We start from the raw sequence: 19,607 nt of genomic DNA on the forward strand, positions 1-19,607 counted from the left end.
AAATCATGAAAATAGCAACTTTTAATGTTCAGAATTTATTCCACAGAGATAAAAGCCTTTTAGAAAAACCTTTTGGAAAATCCCTCAGAGATTGGATTAAAGAGCTTGACGCATTGATGCATCAACCTTCAAAATCCTTGAGCCAACAAGATAGAATTAGAGACCTATCATTTTTGATTGGTTTTGAAAAATCAAGTTCAAGACCTTATGCAATTTTGCGACGAAAAGCTGGCTTTCTTTACATGAAAGGTTTGAGTCATTCTGGCGAAAACAAAGCTGGCGATGTTACAAATTGGAATGGATGGATTGAGTTGCAAACGGTACCTATTCATCCAAAATCCACAGACCATAAAGCACAAGTTATTGCCAATGTAAATCCTGATATTTTACTGCTTCAGGAAATAGAAGATAGAGCTTCGTTTGAAGATTTTAACCAACTCATTTTACCAAAATACGACTGTAATCCTTATGAGCATTCTTTTGTAATTCAAGGTAATGATATGAACAGTTTGGAAATGGGAATTGCCATGAAGAAAGGCTATAATCTTGAAGCGGTTAGAACCCATAATATTAATGAAGTGATTAACGAGGATGGCAAAAATCTCATTGAATATGAAATTAGCACACCATCAAAAGATACCATTTGGTTATTGAATGCTTATCTAAGAAAGCCTACAACAAACAAAAAGCAATCAGATAACATTAGAAAAAAACAAATCGCAAAAATCGCTGAAGTTTATAATAACCTTATTTCTGAAGGGAAAACAAATATTGTTATAGCAGGTACATTTAATGCACCTTCTTACTGTGATTCCTTATCGCCATTAATTCAGAATACAGACCTAAAAGACATCACAAAACACCTATCTTTTGAAGTAGATATCGATAAAGGCGATGATTCTACTTATTTTAGATTAGGCGCTTATAGAATGGGTGTTAATATTAAACAGAAAGATTATATGCTGTTCTCGCCTGCTCTTTTTAACAAAATGAAAGATAGTGGCTTAAATCGCAAAGCGATGTGGCCAGAAAAGCGTCCGCAATGGTGTATTTATAAATCTGTTTCTAATAAGAATGTTGCTGCTAGTGAGCATCCTTTGGTTTGGGGGAATATATAATAATTTATTTAATTTGACATAAGAACAATTATAGTACAAATGTTGTTATTGTTATTTTAAGTCAGTAGTACATTTGATAGCTATAATGTAGTATTATGTAAAATATCCCGGAAGCATTGGTTTTCATAAGAATAATTAGAACTTGGGTCATTAAACTAATAAGCGGTTTGCTTCGCAGCGTTTAAAAAACATTTGTATCTATAATTTGCCATTATGTAAAATAGCTACTGCCAAACGCTCGATTGCTTTTATAAAATCAAATTGCTTATTACAATTTATTTATATCACAATTATCCATCGCTTGCCAACGCCAAAATAAAAGCTAACCTTTTTACTGTTATTGAAATTTTAGCGTATTTGAAAATTGTGCATCATGTTTTTTTCTACGCGATTCTCGTGAGCTTGCCATAAGAGCTTAAATTTTAAAAAAATAAAATTCCAAGCACTTATTCTATTCTCGTTACTATTTAATCTTTTTTTAAGAAGCTGTTTCGATATTATGTAAAATAGAACTAGTAATTGTATTTTATAAATTGATACTCAATCAATTTCCAAAATAGTATGTAAAATAGGATTTAAACTTTTGAACTTCTCAAGGTTTCATTAATTCTTTTTTTCTTGGATAAAAAAAGAAACAAAAAAATCATGACTGCATATAATTTTGGAAACAATTACGGCTCGTTACGCTATATTTTAGGAAACATTGGAACTAACCAAGATTTCTGTAGAAAACGCTTTAAAACTCAGGAAAACAAATAATAACAGTAACTAAACCCCTAAAATATTGTGCTCCTCTCTCCTATTGTTTTAGCCAAAATTCTATGAGGTCACATCAGATTGATTCAATAATGATAATTCCATATTAAAAAATTTATATGTAAAAGTAGTTTTAACAATGCAGAAAACGTTGCCATATGACAACGTTTTCAAGAGTTTTTTACTCAATTTTTAATAAATATTTTTAGAACTCCAAATCAACAACTAAATCAAACTCATCATAAATGGCTTTATCTTTTAAGTTGTCGAAAAAACTTGTAGACCCATATCTTACATCAAATTTTGTTCTATCTATTTTTAATGAAGTATTTGCTTTATTTCCATAAACCGAAAGATCAAATGAAATAGGTTCTGTTTTTTCTTTAATCGTTATATTTCCTGTGACTTTATAAGAGTTTTTACCTGTAGACTTTACTTTAGTGAAAACTAATGAAGCCGTTGAATATTTTGTAACTCCAAAGAAATCATCAGATTTTAAATGACCTTCTAACTTTCCTTTGTATTCTCCTTCTAGATCTGTAACTGTTATGGTTGACATGTCTATTTCAAAACTTCCACCAGTCAAAATATCGTTATCAAAATTTAAGTGGCCAGTTTTTATTGAGATGGTACCTTCATGAGAACCTGTTACTTTGTAGCCTTTCCATACAACTTTACTGTTGTCTACTTTAATATCTTTTTTATCACTTTCTATTGTTGAAAAAGAGAATGTCATAAATGATACCATTATAAGTGTAGCGACGTTTTTAATTGATTTTTTCATTTGTATTAATTTAAATAGTTAATATTTTAAATTACGCGCCGTAATAAAATTTTTCTTTGATTATTTTTCCGTCTTTCCAGTCTTGTACTGCAACTTGAGTGTAGTTTTTTACGCCCCAATCCTTATGGGTGTAATCAAAATGCCATTCTACCATTGTTGTGTTTTCACCAATGGTAACTTTTAAGGGTTGAGCGCCTCTAAATTCTGTTATAGCTCCAAAGAAATCATCTTCACGTTTTCTGTTGGCTTTCTTTCCTTCAATAATAGGATTGTCATTTTCCTGCATAACCACATCGTCATGGTAGAATTGATCAAAAGCTTCTAAAGCTTTTCCTTGAAGAATCATGTCGTTAATCGTACTAATTTTTTCTAATAATGTATTCATCTTATTTGTTTTAAATATTATGGTACAAATGTCCCAAATATTAAAACCTTAGAAAATGAAGTAGATTATGAAATGATGTTAAACTAGATTAACAACTATTGATTTTGAATGATTTGACTTTTGATTTTACTTAAAAACTCTTTAGTAATACCTAAATATGAAGCAATCATATATTGAGGTACACGTCGTTCTATTTTAGGATAGGTATTCTTAAAAATTTGGTAGCGCTGTTTTGCAGTAAGGCTAAAATTTCTGATAATACGTTTTTGCGAAGCTGCGTAGGCACGTTCTACAATTTTTCTAAAAAGACGTTCCAGTTTAGGTATTTCTGTATATAGTTCTTCAAGGTTACTATAAGTAAATTGAATAAGCTGAGTGTTTTCTATACATTGAATATTAAAATCGGCAGGTGTTTGCGTAATAAAACTTCCTAAATCGGATGTCCACCAATCTTCAATCGAGAACATTACAATATGCTCTTGACCATCTAAATCCACATAGAATGTTTTAGTACAACCAGAAATAATAAAATTGACACTTTTACAGATATCTCCTTGTTGCGATATGTATTGGTCTTTGAGGTAGTTTCTGTGAACTATTTTAGAAAGCAGAATGGCTTCTTCTTCAACGGTTAAGCTGATATATTTATTTATATAATCTAAAAAAGGCTGATAATTAATTTGCATCTTCTGCTTGCGTTTTAATTCTATTTTGGCACATAATTTAAGGTTTTATTCTGGATTTTAACAATGTGGTCAAAAGTCCATAAACCAATAGTATAAATGAAACTCCAAATCCTAAAACGCCAATATTAACTCCTAAGAGTGTTTTTTCGGTTCCATCTAAATATTTCATTGAGCCTCCATAGGAATTCTGCAATACAAATGCTAATAAAAATCCTCCTGTTATGAGTAAACTTAAAATTGTACTAATTTTTGTTTGTGTTACAGGAAATTGTAATTAAACATGAAAGCAGTAATAATGTTATTTTATTCATTCTGACTTTAATTAGTGGTAACAGATTTTAAACCATAGATTTATTACAATAGGTTGCTTTTTCAAAATCTCTTATATTCATTGAAATAATCGGAACATTTGGAAACATTAATTTCAGTTCTTTTATAATTGATTTTGAAAGCATCGCTTTTTGATTAGTAGTTCTTCCTTCCATAATATTTGCAAATATGTGAATAAAATCATCCTTAGTATTTCCAATATTATAATGCTCAAAAGGGTTGATTCTCACCTTAATATCTCCTTTATCAAAAAGCTGACTAGAGTCTGCAGTATCATAGACTTTCTGCATAATCTCACGAGGTGTTTTTAAGCTCATGATTTGTTCTGAACAATCAATTACAAAATGTGGCATAGTGTTGTTTTATTGGTTATTAGTTTGATTAGTTTTAATCCAAGTTTTGATTTTGGTCATAGCGTCTTCATTGTGCTAATTCCATTATGAGTTTCTCCTTCAACGATATAATGATCTCCTTTCGAATAAGAATTGATTGCAACAGCATATTCTTCAGCTATAAACGCTTCGTCTTTGCTTCCTGTCAATACCAACAAGGGTTTACTTACAGATTGTAATGCTTTCTTATAATCCACTGGAAAACTTGCCTGCATACTTCTATAAGAATACGATCGTATTGGCATTTGCTCTGGTGAATTGTAAAACACGACATGCATTGAGTCATAAGTATGAATACCAAATTCATTCAGCATTTTTAATCCTAAACCTCTTGTTAGATGTGTTTTTATAAAATTACTCTTTAAATTTAAATCTTGACTTGTTGTTGGCGCATTATTACCAAGGTTTGGTGTAAACAATAAATAAGCATCTACGTTGGTTTCTGGAAAGGTTTCAGCATGTTTTAGCACTATACCTTCACCCATTGAATGTCCAGCAAGAATAATGGTTTCATTTGGTCTGTCTTTTTTTTATGTTTGAAATGATATCATCCAAATCTTCTGCGTATTGATTAAGCGTAGTGACGTCACCAGGAGCTCCACCTGATTGTCCATGACCTCTTAAATCCAAAGCAATAACATTGGCTTGAGTAGCTTCTCGCAATAATCCAGACATTTTATTATAAGTAAAACTCGTCGCCAAAGTGCCATGCAGTAATAAAATTGTTCTTTTGGAATCATGCATGTAGTTTTGTCCATGAATTTGAACACCATCTCGCATTTTAAATGAAACTACTTCTGATGAATATGGCTGATCAAAACCCATATCTTCAATGCTTTTTTGTGTGATTTCTGGTAAAAAAGGTTTTTCGAATTCAGGTTCTGGATACTGAATCATTTTTAAGGCTTCAGTTAAAACTCTTATGCTATCTGAATGCGTTTGTGATGTTAGTTTAGTACTAGTGAGTATAAAAATCACGAGAGCTATTACTAATCTTATTAGATGTATCATAATTATTTATTAAATATTCGTTTTTTGATTTATGTGTTTTTGATTTATGAATTCCAAATACCAGTTGCAGCTGTTTCTTTTATATATTCAGAAATGTCCTTTGGTTTTCTGCCTAATACGTGCTCAATGTCGTTAGTGATTTCTGAGTTATTAGGGTTGCCAAGAACTTCAGTAAACAAGTATTCGACAAGCCAAATAAAATCATCTGGTACCTCTTGTTGTTTCATCATATTGGTATAAGCAGAAATGGCAATTGGTGTAAATGCTATGTCTCTTCCTGTTGTTTCTGAAATTTCATTAATCACCTCTTTAAAAGTCAGTGACCTTGATCCAGTTAATTGATAAATTTTACTGTTATGCTTATCATTTAAAAGTGCTTCTACAGCTACATCTGAAATATCTTCGGTATCCACATAAGGAACTTTTATATCTGCTTGAGGAAGTGCTACAAACCCTTCTAGTATTGGTTCTAAAAAGAAACTTTCACTAAAATTTTGATTAAACCAACTTGCTCTTATTATAGTATAATCAATTCCCGAATGAATAATAACTTGTTCACACAGTTCAGCTTCTCTTTCACCTTTACCTGATAACAATACTATTTTTTTAATATTAGCATTTTTTGCTTGCTTGGTTAATGCTTCTATTGCATTTAAAGCACCTGGAACTGCTAAGTCAGGTTGAAACGTGATGTATACCTTATCCATTCCTTGTAAAGCTAGTGACCAATATTCTGGTTTGTGCCAATCAAATGCTGGTGAGCCCGAACGTGAACCAACTCTAACAAGGTGTCCGTTTTTTGATAATTTATGCGCTACTTTACGGCCAGTTTTTCCTGTACCTCCGATGACTAAAATGTTTTCTTTCATAATTGTATTATATTTTTTGATTATTTTTTAATTAAAATGGTCATTAATAGTAATAGAAATGACATAGAAGAACTAAGTGTTCTAATGTGGTGTAATTGATTCCATTTATTTTCAAAACCAGCACGCAGATCTTTTAATGCGCCTTCACTAGCAGAAGTTAATTCTGTATTATTTAAAATTTCGTTCAGAGGTACATTTCCAAAAATAGTAACAAGCGCTACACCAAAAACATAAAGTATAGTTGCTATAACTAAAAGCCATATGATGTTGTTAGAAGCCGATTTAAAAAAGTATAGATTAATAAGGTTTATAAATACAGGTCCGAAGAACACCACAAAGAATGTTGGATTTAAGATGGTTCTATTCATTTGTTGAAAAGCACTTAAATAACCAAAATCGTCTAGTCTCGATATTCCTGTTGTTACTGTATTACTCCATGTAAAGCATAATCCTGCAGATAAACCTGTAAATAATATGAGAATAATAAATACGATATTTTGAACCGTTATTTCCATCGTGTTATTTCTTTACTGCGTTTAACTTAGAATAGACTTTTGCATAATAATAAAGTGCTGCAACCAATAGAAATTCAAATGCTATAATCCAAAATGCAGGTGCCGTAAAAAAACTATAATGACTTCCTCCATTGGGAATTTCAAATAATGGAACTGTAATTAAAGCATCTAAAGCAACACTTGTAAGCAACATGGTTTGCCCAACCTTTACACCATGTGTTTGATAATCTTTCTTGTAGTAATAATGGCAGCCTAGCCATACTAATGGCATTACAGTAATAAAGAGCACTGTGTTTGCTTGTGTTGTAGCGTCCTCTAATATGGTTACATAATAAGAGAGTGAATAAAAAAGAACAGCTATTATCCAAATAACTACTCCTGTTAAAACTGCGCGTTTAGTTTTCATGTCTTTATAAGTTTTTAATTATAAGACAAATTTATCCTGACATTAGAAGAGTAACTTATTTGAAAAGGATTATGATTTGTTTGAAAAGTAGAACGTACTATATTTGGACGATGACTTAATTATTTTATTTGGCTAGGTCTATACCCAAACTTTTTCTCAAAGGCATTAGAAAATGAACTCAAGCTTTCATAACCAACATGCCATGCGGCTTCTTGAACAGTAGACTTCTGATTCCGAATCATTTTATGAGCCAATGTAAGGCGCTCATTTTGTAAATACTTAAATACTGGAACACCAAAAAACGCTTTAAAGCCTTTCTTTAGTTTAAAAGTATTTAATCCTATCTGCTTAGAAATTTCACTTAATGATGGTGGATTATCGATATGCTTTAGCAAAATCTCCTTAGCCAAATTAAGTTTTTCACGTTCAGGAGTTTTTATACGATCCGTTTTTAAAATTGCCAATTGTCCGAAAAAATGAGAGAGCAAGGCTGTTATTTGACTTCTAAAAAACATCATTTTTGTCTTACCTTCGTACTTGATATTAAATAACGAGTCCACAATAGACTGCATTTCGGGAGTCATAATAAAACTAGGGCCTTCTACATAATGATCTATAGGATTAACCAACTGATTAAGCATTTCTCCAAATAACTCTCCTTCTTGATTAGGAAGGTCTTCTATAGCTTTTGCCGAAGTAGCTATTACCAAACATTCCAATGGTTTTGAAGCAGAAACAGAATGTATAAACTCTACCTTTTCATCTGCATAAAATGATAATGCTAGACCTTTAGTATGATTAAAGCCCTTTTCTTTATTCACATATTGAACAGTTAAATCTACATTTCCTGAACCATAGAACGCTACTGCAATAATTGGTTCATCAAAAAAACAAGAGTCTACGGTTGGCTCATTTACTTTAGCTTCTTCAACCAAAATGGTAAAATCATTTATGTCTATAATATCTCTTGTCATATCAGGTATTGTAAATTTAAGAAATATCAACAAGATATTTTTTAGATTGTATGTATTATTTTACTGATAGCTTAATGTTTAATCCATTCCACACACATTTTATCCCACTCCTCTACCCTTACATAAAAAGAGCGTTCCATTAACATTGTAGAGAAAAATTGTAGAAGAAAAAAATAAAGAAAATGATGTAATAAACTTGAGCTTTTAACCAAAGCTCAAGTTACATAACGCGGTACATTATAGTACATTTTATAAATAGGTTTGCCCAGTGGGTGAAGCTATTTATAACACAGATGGCGCGCTGGCGAAATTATGATGTTTAGTACATATCATTCTATTTATAAAAAATAAGCTATAATGTAATATTATGTAAAATATTCCAGAAGCATTCGTTTTCAGTAGAATAATTGGAACTTGGATCATTAAAAATTCGTGTTTTTATTTATCGTTTAATTTTAATATTCTGTACAATCCTTCAACATTTTTTAAATACGCGATTCTCAAGAAACTTTAGAACTATAAATTTGTAGCTATAATTTGACGTTATGTAAAATATCCGCTGCCAACGTTTATTGTTTTTATAAATTCAAATTGTTTATTGCAATTTAATTATAACACAATTTCCAGCCGCTTGCCAGCGCATTATAAAAGCTTAACTTTTTGCTATGTTTTAAAAATCGCGTATTCGACAAATGTACATCAAAAAAAATTTTAAGCGATTCTCGTCAACTTGCCACAAGAGTATAAAATTTAAGAAAAATAAATTTCTATACACTTGTTATATGTAGAATTTCAATTAATCTTTTTTTAAAATATTCTAATCTTTTTTTCTTGATAAAAAAAGAAACAAAAAAATCAAGTTAGGTATTTTAAAAATTGATACTCAATCAATTCTTTAAAATAGTATATAATTTTGGAAACAATTACGGCTCATTATGCTATATTTTAGACAATTTATCGTTAAGAAAATGTACCAAAGTACATTTTTAGATAAATACAATTTGAAGCAGCCTTTTAGTAAAGTGTTGTATCCAAATACAATCATCCTCAGGATAATCGTATTCGTATAGCCTAAAATATGCACGCTCCACTCACCCTATTGTTTTACCAAAATTTCATGACCCCGTTTAAGATTTAAGCATAAATAATTAAATCTTAAATAATAAAAATGATTAGAATTTAAAAAGGTCGATAAATTAATCGCCCTTTTTTTTATTTTATTATTTCATCCCAATTTACTTTATCATTATGAGAATGTGTAAATCCTATAGCTCTTTCTTCTGCTATAGTATCAACATCTCTAAATGCCATAACATACGTTTTTCTCCAATCTTTTGATTTATTTCCACCAGAGCCATGAATAATTCTTTCATCATGAATTGTAATACTACCTCTTTTTACCGGCAGGTAGCTAATTTTATCTGACTTTTTTTCATCTATAACAAGTGTGTGAGTTTCATCTCTGTTAACGTTTTCAGATTCATTATCGCCATTAAATGGTTTAGGCATATGTTTACGTAGTTCTGGTTCATTGTTTGTACCTGGAATTACTTGTAAGCATCCATTAATTAAATCTGAATCACTTAATGCTAAAGAAAATGTTGCTGTCCATGTTTTTTTTGTTTTTGGCCAATATCCTAAATCTTGATGCATTGCAAATTCAGCACCAGCTTTAGTTGGTTTTTTAGCAAGAAACTGTTCGTAATCTATTGCTGCTTTTCCATTTATATAAAGCTGATCTACAATATTTTGTGCTATTTTATAGTAAATATTATCAACCAATTCTGAACAATATTTACTTGGAAGCATTGCATTTACTAATTGAAAATCTTCAACTGGTGTGCCGTAAGGTTGAGACATATCACAAAAATCTCTTCCCATTTTATCCTTTTCATTACCATTTACAAAATGATCAAACCAAGGATCTATGGTTTTCATTTCTTCATCTGTTAGAACATCATTAAGTACAATATAACCTAGTTCGTGATATTGTTTGATTTCTTTTTCGGTTATCAAATATTGATTTCCTTCTCTTCTGTGTTTTCTTGAATCTGAATTCGTTATTCTATCCATTTGTTTAAAATTTAAAAGGTTAATAATTGTTTATTCTGTCCATATAATTTTCTTGTATAAAATTTATTGAATCATCTTTACAGGTTATTTCCCATGTCTTATTAATGTCTTTTTGCATGTCTATTTTTATAGCTTTTTTATTTAAAGGTGTAGAAATAAACAGAATTGAGGCGTTTTCTTCTGTAGCGTAATTGGTTAGTATTATTTCAGACCAATCAATATTTCTAGTACATTGTGCTAGTTTTACATGAGGTAAAATTGTACCACTTTTTACTAAAATAATTCCTGGCAATTTTTCTGAAGATATGCTCCACCAATTACTACCATTATAGACATTCCCTGTTTGATAATCCACCCAATCGCCTTGTGGAATATAAACGTTACGTTTGTTTTTATTGGCTTCAATAAATGGTGCAATTAAAATACTATCACCAAATAGATACTGATCTTCTATATACCATGAAGTTAAATCCTTTGGAAATTCAAAAAACAAAGGGCGCAACATAGGTATTCCTTTTTCACTGCTTATAACAGCTTGCATGTATATATATGGAAGAAGCTTGTATTTTAATTCAACGATTGAACGAAATGTATTCATAAATTCATCATTAAATAACCAAGGTTCTCTTGGTGGCATACCATGAACTCTGCTATGTGATGAGAAAATTCCAAAGAATGCCCATCTTAAAAATAATTCTTCATTTGGTTCAGAAGAAAAACCACCTATATCATGGCTCCAATATGTAAATCCACTTAATCCTAAAGACATACCTGCTCTTAATGAAGTAGCCATTGCAAAATCACTAACCTCAGAATCTCCGCCCCAATGTATTGGGTAGCGTTGTCCTCCTGCCCATGTACTTCTTGCCCAAATTATATTTTCTGAAGATTTTTTCTTAACGAGTTCATACAAAAAACGTGTGTAATATAAAGGGTATAAATTATGCTCATAAAAGCCATTTCTATTAGAATGATAAACGCCTTTTAAAGGCGCACTTTCTCCAAAATCTGCTTTTATTGCAGAAACACCAATATCTAACAATTTATCCACCTTTTCTGCATACCATTGTTGTGCTTTTGGGTTGGTAAAGTCTAAGATAACATCGCTTGTAGGTACATTATGATTCCCATTTTGGATATAAAGCTTTTTTTCAATTATTTCAGTATATAATGGATTCTTTGTTGTGTAATATGGTAATTGCCATAACGATGTATAAAAGCCTTTTTCCTTTAATTGTGAAATCATTGATTTTGGTGTTTCATAATTTGTTCCAAACTCAAAATCGCAATTAAGTCCATTTTTAAACCAACCAGCATCAATGTGAATAACATCGCATGGGATTTTATTATTTCTCATTTTTTTTGCCACATCCAATACTTCAGTTTGTGATTGATATGATAATCGACTCATCCAAAGTCCAAATGTCCATATTGGTGGAACTGGACTTTTACCAGTTATATTGGTGTATTCTGAAAGAATTTCTTTAGGATTACCTATAAAAATAAAAACATCTAAAAATTCATCTCCAATAAATAATGTATTGCAAGCATCATAAGTATTTCCAAAATCAAAAGTCATTGGTGTTGTTGAATGTACAAACATACCATACCCTTTTGAGCTCATAAAAAAAGGTATAGGTTTATACATTTCTTTAGTTGCTGTACTTTGCGCATCTGTAGCAAATAATTGAATTTTTTGTCCTCTTTTATCTAATCTTGTAAAAGATTCTCCACAACCATAGATTTTTTCATTTGGTGATAAACTAAATGAAGCCGCAAACCCTCTTGAATAATCTTTTGATTTTCTAACAAATGAAAAAGGTGTGTACTTTTGATGTAATGATTTGTTATCGTTTAAGTTTAGTGTTTCAAATAATAATTCGTCATTATTATCAAAAATTGCTACTTTCCAATTAGATTTTGAGATTTTAATTTTTCCGAAGTTGCTTTTGTAAATTATTTTGTCGTCAACGTCTTTACATATCCAATTACAATTAGATAATGGTTTATCTAATAACATTTTCGATTTTTCTTTAGGAATTTTCCCATGATCTGAAGACATTCTTAATCGGATTGTACGTTCAGTAATGAAAGATAAATCCCATTGAAATGATGGATTTACATCATAATCTTCTTGAGGCCATTCTTTTCCTCCTTGTTTTTCTAGTTTTAAACCAATTTTATTAAAAGCCCAATCTAACCGAAGACAATGCTTTTCCCATTGTAATTTTCCTGTGCATTTTTCAGAATCGAAATCTATAACCTTTTTAGGTAGAAAAAATTCATTTTCCATTTCCGTAAAGGCACTAGAAACGTCAATCACTTGATTTAGTAGTGCTTTCATTGATACAAATATTAAAATTAAGTGTGCTTGTAACTAATTAATCTTTAGCACGGTATATCCGAAAGGTGCTAAGATTAAGTCTATTTTTGATTCTTTAATTGAGTTCGAATTTTCTTTGTTAGAGATAATACTTTCTAATTTATTCTCGGTTAGTTTAAATGGTAAATCTGCACTATTAATTGAGGTAGTTTGCGCACTATTAGACTCATTAAAAAGTACTAGATACTTTTCATTGTCTTGCCATCTACAAAAAGATATTATACTAGTATTTGTATTGTTAACAAAGGCTTGTTCACCAATTGTAAATGCACTATTTGATTTTCTTAATTTTATAAGTTCTTTATAAAAACTGAGTAGTGAATTGGGGTCATTTATTTGTTCTTCAACAGAAATTCCATCGTTGTCTTTTAAAGTTGTATCGTCCCACCATGGGCCTGTATTTTTATACCATAATGGCATTCCTCTTCCATCAACGGTTTTGTACCATTCAAAAGCTTCTCGCATAGGAATGTCATTTCCGTCTGAAACACCATATTTTCCCATACCACCAGAACCTTGCATTCCAATCTCTTGTCCATAATATATGCTTGGTATACCTTTATTTAAGATTGAAAAGAGTGCACCTAGTTTAAGTTTTTTAGAATTACCCTCTACAACCGAAGCATAGCGAGGTATATCGTGATTCTCTAAAAATATTAGTTGATATTTTCCTTTTGGTGTTGCATTTTTAGATGAATCAACTTTATTAATTAAGGTTGTTTTATCAAAAGACATAAAGCCTTCTCTAACAGAAAATCCAAACATCATATCTACTTTTCCTTTTGAAAAATAATCTTCTCCTAAATCATTCCAGTTTGCTTGTTCCCCAAAGATTTTTATGTTCGGATTTATACTTCTTAACTCTTCGAATAATGGTGCCCAAAATTCTACAAATAGGTTTTCACGGATACCTTTCCAGTCCAAATCATCCATCATATGATCTATTCTAAAACCATCTACTCCATCATTAAAGTTTCCATCTTTATTTGGGTCAACCCAATATTTAAATAAATCATACATGTATGTTTTAACGTTTTCATCTGCTAAATCAACTGTTGTAATATCAAAAGATTCACCATTATAAGACTCTAATGATGTTAAGTTAAAAATCATGGATTCTGGTTTTGTGTTATCTACTCCATTATAAACAATATAGTCACTGTATTCTGAATCTGGATTTTCAAAAGAATCTTTAAACCAAATATGGTTTTTGGTTACATAATGTATTTCCATATCCATATAAAATTTCATGTTTCTTTTATGTATGGCTTTTACCATTTCATTGTAATCATCAAAAGTTCCATATTCTTCATCTATCTTTTTAAAATCATCTGGAAAATAATTGTGATAATAAATTGATTTATAAAGTGGTGTCATTAAAATTGAAGTAATACCTAAATCTTCTAAATAATCTAGTTTTTCAGTAACTCCATTAATATCACCATGTGTATCATCATTGCTGTCATAAAAGCTACGTTGAAAAAGATGATAAAAAATTTCATCTTCGGGTGAAGAAATCTTTGTTGTCCTTAATTCTGAAGTAGTTTGAGTTTTGTCTTTCTGTTTACAACTTGTGATTAAGCAAAAACAAAATGATAGTAAAAAAATATGTTTCATGATACTGTTAGTTTAAATTGTATAGCACAAAATTAGACGATAGCACCGGTATTTTATTCTACTCCGTATGCAAATAACTATACCATATTTGCATTTAATTAGATTTATATCAATATAGTCTTATGTGCTCTTTTTTATTTTTATTTTTGAATACTTATGAATGCAATGTTTGAACAGATAGAGATTGGCGCTTCTCAATCACTTAAAATTAAGAAATATCATATTTCTAATATTGATATTCCATATCATTATCATCCTGAGATTGAAATAGTTTTAATTCTTTCAAGTACAGGAAAAGTGTTTGTCAGAAATTCTATGGTTGTATTTAAACCTGGTAATTTATTTATTTTTGGTTCTAATGTGCCTCATCTTCTTATAAATGATAAAATATACCATAATGATGAATTAGAAGTAAGATTATTAGTTATTCAATTTCATCCAGATTTATTTGGAAACCACTTATTTAATCTACCTGAATTAATAAACGTTCAAAAATTAATTAACAATTCAAATGCTGGTATTAAATTAGAAAGCAATAAAAATTGGTCTAAAAAAAATGCCATTGTAGATTTATTAAACACAAATAATATTGAACGATTTACTAAAATATTACTAATGTTGGATAGAATACAAAGAAAACATAAATTTCAGTTTATTGATAAGTTCATAGAATGTAGTGATAGTATAGATATACCTATTCGGATTCAAAATGTAAACAGATTTTTGCTACAAAATTATCATAGAGAAATCTCACTCGATGAAATTGCTAATATTGCCAACATGAATAAATCATCATTTTGTAGATATTTTAAAGTACATACAAATAAAACTTTTAGTGAATTCTTAAATGAATTAAGAGTAGATTATGCTTCAAAATTATTAATTGAAGGGTCGCTTTCAATTTCAAGTATTGGATACGAAGTTGGTTATAACAATTTACCTTATTTTATTAAAAGATTCTATAAAATTAAAGGCATAAATCCTAAAGAATATAGAGCAAAATATAAATGGAATTAAAAAAATTGTTTATAAATGACAACTAATAATTTACACATCCCATTTCACACACATTTCACTACTCTCCTACGTCGTTTCGTAAAAAGAGTGTTCCACCATTAACATTGTAGAGAAAGTTTATAGAAGAAAAAAAACAAGAAAATGTAGAAATTCAACTTCGCTTTTAGCCAAAGCTCAAGTTACATAACACGGTACATTATAGTACAAATGTTCATTATGTTGTTTAGAGCATTGTTTCCATTTGATAGCTATAATGTAGTATTAATGCGAATCAAAAGTTGAATTTATAATAAAAAAACAAGCCTAATTAGTTGAAAAACAACGTTTTAAATTTGTTTAAGTTATTGATTTTCAGTATCTTAATAGTCAATTTCAACAAGATTATTTTGGATACAAACAGCAATAACAAGGATTACAAGTTAGTGAAAATATATAATTATGTCCGTGAAAAATTCGAGACCCATTTACAATTTGATTGTGGGCGATTTAGCAACAATAATGTGCCAAAGCTTACAGATCAAGAGATCATAACAATCTATCTATTCGTGGTGCACCACCAAGGGATTTTTAAGATGGACAAGATACACCAATTTGCAAGCGAGTACTTATTGAGCTGGTTTCCAGATCTGGGAAGCTATCAGGCCTTTAACAAAAGAATGAACGGGCTCTCCAATGTTATGAACACATTTGTAGAGTTGCTCTTGGGCGAGTTTGCCCCAAAGGAATGTTCAGATAAACTTAATGTACTGGATTCCATGCCCATTATCACTTGCTCAGGAAAACGTTCGGGGAAAGTCGCTCCCGAGATCACGGACAAAGGGTACTGCTCCACAAAGGGCATGTATTATTACGGCATGAAACTCCATGCTTTAGGGTTTTGCAATCCCAAGAGGTTGCCACATCCAGGGCAAATAGTGTTCACGCCAGCTTCGGTAAACGATCTTGCCCTATTCAAAGAGGCTTGATCTAGACTATTACCCAACCATATATTTTTTTCAATAAACCCATCATTATAATTTAATACATTGTGTTATTATTATTCGAAGTCTTAGATATTTGCTGGATACTATCCCAATGTTCTACAATTTTTCCGTTGTTATCAAATCGAAAAAAGTCCATTGTTACATATTGATCGTTATCTGGCCAAATTTGATGCGTATGTAATGCTACTAAATCTCCTTCTGCTACACTTCGTACAAAATCAATTGATTTTATAGGATACTCTCTTTGCATTCTATCAAAATAATCTATAAAAGGTTGTGGACCATTGCCAACTATTGGGTTGTGCTGTATATATTCTTTACCAACATAAAGCTCTACAGCTTTTGTTGGGTTGCCTTCATAAGCCATTTTATAAAATGCTATGGCGTTTTTTTTGTTTAGTGCTATGTCCATAAAATTTAGTTATTTAGTTTTCAGTACTGCCAATTCCTTTTCTAAAGCTTCTGCTTTTTCTTTAAACTTTTGCATTGCCTTTTTAAGCTGACCTATTTTTTTAAAACTTCTTTATTTTGAAGTGCTTCATAAGTTGTTTCTCCGTTTACTTCTTTTATTTTTGATTTGCTGCCACAGGTTGGGCAAGTTGCTACTTGGCTCATTTTTTACTTTTTATAGACGACATTAAATATTGCTTAAGTTCAACTAATTCGAAAATTATTCTATTTTTTTAAATGATCAATAATTCCGCTTCTGAATACGGTTTGTAAAGTTCGCTTAGCTTCATTTTTGTAACCAATTATTATGGAACTATGAACAATCATTTTATCAAAATCAAAAACAATTGTTAAGTAATCGTTTTTATCAATTTCATGCCAATTGATTAAATAAAGATTTTCACCAATTTTACGAGAACGATATGAAATATCTTGGTTTCCGTTTCCTTTTGCGGGGCCAACAAGCCATTTATACTTAGCCTTACCATTATTAAATGCCATATGTATAGCGGTGCCATTTTGATATTGGAAGTTCATGGAATAACCATCTAGCAAGTGTTCTGGCTCTCCAAATTGGAAATTATTGTTTTCTAATGTTTCACTTTGTGAAAAACTATGAGTAGTACTTAATAAGATAATACAGATAACTGCAATTAATTTTGTTTTCATTTTATTTAATTTTTAAGAGTTATTAAAACCACTTTACCCTTATACTTTGAAGTAAACTGGTACTTAGTTTTTTTATTAATAATTTTTAAAAATGCTTGAGAATCTGCCATATTAGCATTATCAACGTAAATAACTGTGTTGGAATGAAAATTTGGTTCAAGCATTTCAAATAATGGCAAATACAAATCTTTCCAACCATCTAGTAAAAGTAAATCTATAGACTCATTATGATTTTTTAAGGTTTCCATAGCATCGCCTACTTTAACTTCAATAAGCTCATTTACACCTGCTTTTTCAAAATTTTCTTTCGCCTTTTGAGCTTTTGATTCAAAAAGTTCTGTTGTAATAATGCATTCACCTGTTTCTATTACCCCTTGAGCTAAAAACAATGTAGAGATACCAAATGAAGTTCCAAATTCTACTATGCTTTTAAGATTGTTTTTCCTAATGAGCTGGACTAAATATTCTCCTTGTGCTTTAGAAATAGAAAGATAGGCCTCCTTAAAATCAGCGGGTCGCATAGGTCTAAACATGCTTTTTGCCAGCCCTTTCATTATTTTTAAACGGTCGTTTTTAGAGTCTTTAAATAATTGGTTCAAAGTGATTTCTATTTGATTGTCTTGTTCAACTATCATAATATTTTTATTTTATTGCAATACAAAGTTGGAGCAATTCATCCCGTAAAATAGTATCAAAATGAGCTTTAAAATGGTAAATGTGAAACCAATGGTTATAGTTGTTGTCTAAATTTAATTTTCCAATCCTTTTAACAACTGAATTGCATAACTGTTCATATAATTTCTTCCAGTTGCATTGACCATAGTCTTAGCTATCTCCATAAGTGACTTGGCTTTTAACTTGATGATTTCTTTATCACTTTCGTTTAAGGCTAACAGATAGTCGCATAATTGTGACGCCCATTGAAACTCACCCTCTTTGAATGCGGTCAGGGCATTTGAACGAAGTTGGCCCTTTCCACCGACCATTTCCGCAACCTTTTCGGCTTCTATTTTTGGTGTTAGGCGGTTCAGGTTTACAGGGTTTCCATCAAACCAACCTAAATAGCCGTTAAAAATGGAGCGTACACCCCAATCAACGCGACCATAATATCCCATTAAATTAGGTTTAGTGGCCAAATGCTCCGGTAGCTTAACATATTCGACCAAATGGTCTGGGGTCATTCCTTTGTTCATCCCTTCAATAGTTTTATCGAATACAAATTTTATGGCATCATGATAATCGGTCAACACTTTTTTTACCTTATCTTTTCCGATGACTGGACGGGTGTGACCAGGCAATAAATATTCCGCATTTTCGCTTTCCATTTTCCCAATGCTTTCGTACCAGCTTTTGACATCACGGTATTGCGACCCTCGAATGGTATAAAGATTAGGAAACGATTTGTAATAAGTGTCTCCACAAAAAAGAATTTTTTGGTCGGGCATCCAAATATACATATTGTCGTAAGTCTCCCCAGTAGCAGCAACAAGTTCAAATTTAACGCCATCAATTTCAATTTGTTTGCGTTGGTCTTTTAAAAAATGTGTTGGACTGAATGCCGCCGTTTCATTTCCGCGGGTAAACATGGTACGTTGTTTGTCGGGGCGTGGAGCAATGCCATTGTTAATGTGAATGGAATCTGGAAGAATAATTCCTGCTTGTCTAGCTCCACGGGCGTTGGCATAGGTTAATCCTGCCTCCTTGCCAGCGTTTGCCTCCAGATTAAACCCGATGTTGTTTCCCAATGCAGATGACCTTCCCCAAACTTGTGGTTGATCCCCTTCTTTCAAAAAAGCATCGATGCCACCAAAATGATCTCCATGTCCGTGTGTTATTAATATCGCCTTAATAGGCTTATCCGTAATCTCACGAAATTTTAAGCGTAATGCTTCCATACTAACGGGCGACTGTCCTGCGTCTATTAATATAATTCCAGTTTCTCCTTCAATCATGGCAACATTGCTCACATCGTGACCAACGGCAAACCAAACGTTATCGCCAAACTTGAATATTTCCGGCTCAAACTCTTTGTTCTGTTCTTTCAATATACGGGTAGCTTCTGTTTCTTGGGCATTCGTAGCTATAGTTAAAACAATCAATGCCACAAATAAGATGAAATTTCTAGTTTTCATTTTTTTTAAATTTAAAGTTCAATACAAAAATAGTATCATACCAAACAATCCAAAAGG

21 protein-coding genes are annotated in these 19,607 nt (G+C 31.1%); 3 read left to right on the forward strand and 18 right to left on the reverse strand.

Going from position 1 to position 19,607, the window contains the following annotated elements:
- Nucleotides 1-5: 5 nt before the first annotated feature.
- Nucleotides 6-1,118, forward strand: coding sequence for an exonuclease/endonuclease/phosphatase family protein (locus tag FAF07_RS05085; RefSeq protein ID WP_142784084.1), 1,113 nt, complete (start codon nt 6-8; stop codon nt 1,116-1,118).
- A 961-nt stretch (nt 1,119-2,079) separates the two neighbouring features.
- Here FAF07_RS05085 and FAF07_RS05090 read toward each other — a convergent pair.
- The 14 genes from FAF07_RS05090 to FAF07_RS05150 form a co-directional block, all read right to left on the reverse strand.
- Nucleotides 2,080-2,658: a YceI family protein gene (locus FAF07_RS05090; protein ID WP_142784085.1), complete on the reverse strand. Its 579-nt coding sequence runs from the start codon at nt 2,656-2,658 to the stop codon at nt 2,080-2,082.
- A gap of 31 nt (nt 2,659-2,689) precedes the next feature.
- The gene (locus FAF07_RS05095) at nt 2,690-3,043 is read right to left on the reverse strand and encodes a nuclear transport factor 2 family protein (protein WP_142784086.1); all 354 of its coding nucleotides are present in this window, start codon (nt 3,041-3,043) and stop codon (nt 2,690-2,692) included.
- A 95-nt stretch (nt 3,044-3,138) separates the two neighbouring features.
- Nucleotides 3,139-3,729 (reverse strand): Crp/Fnr family transcriptional regulator, encoded by a 591-nt coding sequence (locus FAF07_RS05100; RefSeq protein ID WP_246067776.1) that lies wholly within the window; start codon nt 3,727-3,729, stop codon nt 3,139-3,141.
- A 37-nt stretch (nt 3,730-3,766) separates the two neighbouring features.
- Nucleotides 3,767-3,898, reverse strand: a complete 132-nt coding sequence (locus tag FAF07_RS18965) for a hypothetical protein (RefSeq protein WP_262710942.1) — start codon at nt 3,896-3,898, stop codon at nt 3,767-3,769.
- A 169-nt stretch (nt 3,899-4,067) separates the two neighbouring features.
- The gene (locus FAF07_RS05105) at nt 4,068-4,412 is read right to left on the reverse strand and encodes a 5-carboxymethyl-2-hydroxymuconate Delta-isomerase (protein ID WP_142784087.1); all 345 of its coding nucleotides are present in this window, start codon (nt 4,410-4,412) and stop codon (nt 4,068-4,070) included.
- A 56-nt stretch (nt 4,413-4,468) separates the two neighbouring features.
- Nucleotides 4,469-4,936, reverse strand: coding sequence for a hypothetical protein (locus FAF07_RS05110; protein WP_142784088.1), 468 nt, complete (start codon nt 4,934-4,936; stop codon nt 4,469-4,471).
- Between the two features lie 25 nt (nt 4,937-4,961).
- A complete protein-coding gene (locus tag FAF07_RS05115; protein WP_142784089.1) occupies nt 4,962-5,462 on the reverse strand; it encodes an alpha/beta hydrolase in 501 nt (166 codons plus the stop codon).
- 44 nt (nt 5,463-5,506) lie between these two features.
- Nucleotides 5,507-6,331 (reverse strand): NmrA family NAD(P)-binding protein, encoded by an 825-nt coding sequence (locus FAF07_RS05120; RefSeq protein ID WP_142784090.1) that lies wholly within the window; start codon nt 6,329-6,331, stop codon nt 5,507-5,509.
- A 20-nt stretch (nt 6,332-6,351) separates the two neighbouring features.
- Nucleotides 6,352-6,846, reverse strand: coding sequence for an anthrone oxygenase family protein (locus tag FAF07_RS05125; protein WP_142784091.1), 495 nt, complete (start codon nt 6,844-6,846; stop codon nt 6,352-6,354).
- Between the two features lie 4 nt (nt 6,847-6,850).
- A complete protein-coding gene (locus FAF07_RS05130) occupies nt 6,851-7,252 on the reverse strand; it encodes a DUF5367 family protein (RefSeq protein WP_142784092.1) in 402 nt (133 codons plus the stop codon).
- Nucleotides 7,253-7,371: 119 nt separating this feature from the next.
- Complete coding sequence (locus FAF07_RS05135; protein ID WP_142784093.1) at nt 7,372-8,226, reverse strand: helix-turn-helix transcriptional regulator; 855 nt, start codon at nt 8,224-8,226, stop codon at nt 7,372-7,374.
- Between the two features lie 1,212 nt (nt 8,227-9,438).
- Entirely contained in the window at nt 9,439-10,299 is an 861-nt protein-coding gene (locus tag FAF07_RS05140) for a phytanoyl-CoA dioxygenase family protein (RefSeq protein ID WP_142784094.1), read from the reverse strand.
- 19 nt (nt 10,300-10,318) lie between these two features.
- A complete protein-coding gene (locus tag FAF07_RS05145; protein ID WP_142784095.1) occupies nt 10,319-12,643 on the reverse strand; it encodes a glycoside hydrolase family 31 protein in 2,325 nt (774 codons plus the stop codon).
- A 33-nt stretch (nt 12,644-12,676) separates the two neighbouring features.
- Nucleotides 12,677-14,299: an alpha-amylase family glycosyl hydrolase gene (locus FAF07_RS05150; RefSeq protein WP_142784096.1), complete on the reverse strand. Its 1,623-nt coding sequence runs from the start codon at nt 14,297-14,299 to the stop codon at nt 12,677-12,679.
- Between the two features lie 156 nt (nt 14,300-14,455).
- Between FAF07_RS05150 and FAF07_RS05155 the strand changes: the two genes are divergently transcribed.
- Nucleotides 14,456-15,316, forward strand: a complete 861-nt coding sequence (locus tag FAF07_RS05155) for an AraC family transcriptional regulator (RefSeq protein WP_142784097.1) — start codon at nt 14,456-14,458, stop codon at nt 15,314-15,316.
- A gap of 386 nt (nt 15,317-15,702) precedes the next feature.
- On the forward strand, nt 15,703-16,281 hold the full coding sequence (locus FAF07_RS05160; protein ID WP_246067777.1) for a hypothetical protein: 579 nt from the start codon (nt 15,703-15,705) through the stop codon (nt 16,279-16,281).
- A gap of 52 nt (nt 16,282-16,333) precedes the next feature.
- Here the strand turns inward: FAF07_RS05160 and FAF07_RS05165 are convergent, their stop codons facing one another.
- The 4 genes from FAF07_RS05165 to FAF07_RS05180 form a co-directional block, all read right to left on the reverse strand.
- Nucleotides 16,334-16,711: a nuclear transport factor 2 family protein gene (locus FAF07_RS05165; protein WP_142784098.1), complete on the reverse strand. Its 378-nt coding sequence runs from the start codon at nt 16,709-16,711 to the stop codon at nt 16,334-16,336.
- 263 nt (nt 16,712-16,974) lie between these two features.
- Nucleotides 16,975-17,418, reverse strand: a complete 444-nt coding sequence (locus tag FAF07_RS05170) for a MoaF-related domain-containing protein (RefSeq protein ID WP_142784099.1) — start codon at nt 17,416-17,418, stop codon at nt 16,975-16,977.
- Between the two features lie 5 nt (nt 17,419-17,423).
- A complete protein-coding gene (locus FAF07_RS05175) occupies nt 17,424-18,053 on the reverse strand; it encodes an O-methyltransferase (RefSeq protein ID WP_142784100.1) in 630 nt (209 codons plus the stop codon).
- 114 nt (nt 18,054-18,167) lie between these two features.
- Nucleotides 18,168-19,550 (reverse strand): alkyl/aryl-sulfatase, encoded by a 1,383-nt coding sequence (locus FAF07_RS05180; protein ID WP_142784101.1) that lies wholly within the window; start codon nt 19,548-19,550, stop codon nt 18,168-18,170.
- Nucleotides 19,551-19,607 lie beyond the last annotated feature (57 nt).

Origin of the sequence: Changchengzhania lutea (assembly GCF_006974145.1) — a bacterium.
Classification (GTDB): domain Bacteria; phylum Bacteroidota; class Bacteroidia; order Flavobacteriales; family Flavobacteriaceae; genus Changchengzhania; species Changchengzhania lutea.